Source organism: Streptomyces sp. S6 (assembly GCF_054880855.1).
Genome location: NZ_JBTYMC010000517.1, coordinates 1 through 2,778 on the forward strand (window position 1 = coordinate 1; position 2,778 = coordinate 2,778).

2 protein-coding genes and 1 pseudogene are annotated in these 2,778 nt (G+C 71.1%); all 3 read left to right on the forward strand.

What is annotated here, in order from left to right; genetic code table 11:
* Positions 1-515 (forward strand): annotated as a pseudogene (locus ACVNF4_RS34570) (hypothetical protein); the annotation flags it as partial.
* Between the two features lie 264 nt (positions 516-779).
* Entirely contained in the window at positions 780-1,622 is an 843-nt protein-coding gene (locus ACVNF4_RS34575; protein ID WP_461806818.1) for a nitrilase-related carbon-nitrogen hydrolase, read from the forward strand.
* Positions 1,619-2,778 (forward strand): aspartate aminotransferase family protein (locus tag ACVNF4_RS34580; RefSeq protein ID WP_461806819.1); only part of this gene is annotated, 1,160 nt, incomplete at its 3' end. The genes ACVNF4_RS34575 and ACVNF4_RS34580, both read left to right, overlap by 4 nt.

Here is a 2,778-nt window from a genome sequence, read left to right on the forward strand (position 1 = left end):
AGGCCGCCGAGGCGGTGCGGCGGCTGGTGACCCTGCGGAGCGAGAGGCGCAGCGGCGAGGCGCACGCGCTGCTCGTGGAGCTGGCGTACTGGCCCGCCGCGCGGATTCCGCTGGTCGCCGGGGAGCTTCAGCGGGCCGGGCTCGGGGCCGACTGGACGACGCTGCTGTGGGAGGCGGCCTCGCTGCCCGCCGAGCGGCTCGTCGAGGCGGCGGACGCGCTGACCGAGGCGGGGCGGGTGGCCGACGGGGAGCAGATCCTGCGGCAGGGGGTCGCACGGCCCGCAGAGGAGATCGGTGCGGCCGTCCTCGGGCTGGTCGGAGCGGGGCGGGGGCGTGAGGCGTCGGCACTGCTCGACGCGTACGTGCGGGTGCGGGCGCCCGAAGAGGCCGCGCGCAGCGCCGCCCCGGACCCCCGGAGCCTCGTACCCCTGCTGGTCCAGGCCGCGCGGGGCGTGTCGGAGGAACGGTACTGGGATCTGGTGCACGCGCTGAGGGTGGCGGGGTTCTCGGCCTGAGGGGGTGCGGGGGAGGGGGCGTGCCCTGCCCGTGCGACCCGTAGTACCCGTAGCCCTCCGGTATCCGCGCCCGCAGACGGCCTCCACCCACCCCCTTGCTCCGAACGGCCCCCCACCACCCCCCACCGGAGTGTGAAACGCGATCGACTCCCCGGGTTAACGGCGGTGGTCTTGGCAAGGGCGTCCCGGAGGCTTACGTTCGTGCCTCTATGGCCCGCTTTCTACGGGCGTAGAGGCTCTGACGTCCCGTCGAAGGAGCAGCTCATGGCCAATGTCGTACGTGCCGCACTGGTCCAGGCCACCTGGACCGGCGACACCGAGTCCATGGTGGCGAAACACGAGGAGCACGCCCGGGAGGCGGCCCGGCAGGGTGCGCGGGTGATCGGCTTCCAGGAGGTGTTCAACGCGCCGTACTTCTGCCAGGTCCAGGAGCCGGAGCACTACCGCTGGGCGGAGCCGGTGCCGGACGGGCCGACGGTGAACCGGATGCGGGAGCTGGCGCGCGAGACGGGCATGGTGATCGTCGTCCCGGTGTTCGAGATCGAGGGAAGCGGTTTCTACTACAACACCGCCGCCGTGATCGACGCCGACGGCACCTACCTCGGGAAGTACCGCAAGCACCACATCCCCCAGGTGAAGGGGTTCTGGGAGAAGTACTACTTCCGGCCGGGCAACGCGGGCTGGCCCGTCTTCGACACCGCCGTCGGAAAAGTCGGCGTATACATCTGCTACGACCGCCACTTCCCGGAGGGCTGGCGGCAACTGGGCCTCGGCGGTGCCCAGTTGGTGTACAACCCGTCGGCGACCTCGCGCGGACTCTCCGCGTACCTGTGGCAGTTGGAGCAGCCGGCGGCGGCCGTCGCCAACGAGTACTTCGTCGCCGCGATCAACCGGGTCGGCCAGGAGGAGTACGGCGAGAACGACTTCTACGGGACGTCCTACTTCGTCGACCCGCGCGGACAGTTCGTGGGGGAGACCGCGAGCGACAAGGACGAGGAACTCCTCGTCCGCGACCTGGACTTCGGCTTGATCGACGAGGTCCGACAGCAGTGGGCCTTCTACCGGGACCGCCGCCCCGACGCCTACGAGGGACTGGTGAAGCCGTGAGCGACCTGTACGCCCGCCACCGCAGTGTCCTGCCGGACTGGCTCGCGCTGTACTACGAGGAGCCGTTGGAGATCACGCACGGCGAGGGCCGGTACGTGTGGGGCGCCGACGGCACCAAGTACCTGGACTTCTTCGGCGGCATCCTCACCACGATGACCGCCCACGCCCTCCCCGAGGTCACCAAGGCGGTGAGCGAACAGGCCGGGCGGATCATCCACTCCTCCACCCTGTACCTGAACCGCCCGATGGTCGAACTCGCCGAGCGCGTCGCCCAGTTGTCCGGCATCCCGGACGCCCGCGTCTTCTTCACGACCTCCGGCACCGAGGCCAACGACACCGCCCTGCTGCTCGCGACGGCCTACCGGCGCACCAACACCGTGCTGGCGATGCGCAACAGCTACCACGGCCGCTCCTTCTCCACGGTCGGCATCACCGGCAACAAGGGCTGGTCCCCGACCTCCCTCTCCCCCCTCCAGACCCTGTACGTGCACGGCGGCGTCCGCACCCGGGGCCCCTACGCGCACCTCGACGACGACGCGTTCACCGCGGCCTGCGTCGACGATCTGAAGGACCTCCTCGGCCACACTCGCCCGCCCGCCGCGCTGATCGCCGAACCGGTCCAGGGCGTCGGCGGCTTCACCTCACCGCCGGACGGCCTGTACGCGGCGTTCCGCGAAGTCCTGCGCGAGCGCGGCATCCTGTGGATCGCCGACGAGGTGCAGACCGGGTGGGGCCGCACCGGCGACCACTTCTGGGGCTGGCAGGCGCATGCCCGCAGCGGCCCGCCGGACATCGTCACCTTCGCCAAGGGAATCGGCAACGGCATGTCGGTGGGAGGTGTCGTCGCCCGCGCCGAGATCATGAACTGCCTGGACTCCAACAGCATTTCGACGTTCGGCGGCACCCAGGTCACCATGGCCGCCGCCCTCGCCAACCTCACCTACCTGCTGGAGCACGACCTCCAGGGCAACGCCCGCCGTGTCGGCGGCCTCCTCATCGAACGGCTGCGGGCTGCTGCGGCCCAGGACCCCGGCGTCCGTGAAGTACGCGGACGCGGACTGATGATCGGCGTCGAACTGGTCAGGCCCGGCACCGACGAGGCCGACCCCGACCGGGCCGCCGCCGTCCTGGAGGCGGCCCGCGCGGGCGGCCTGCT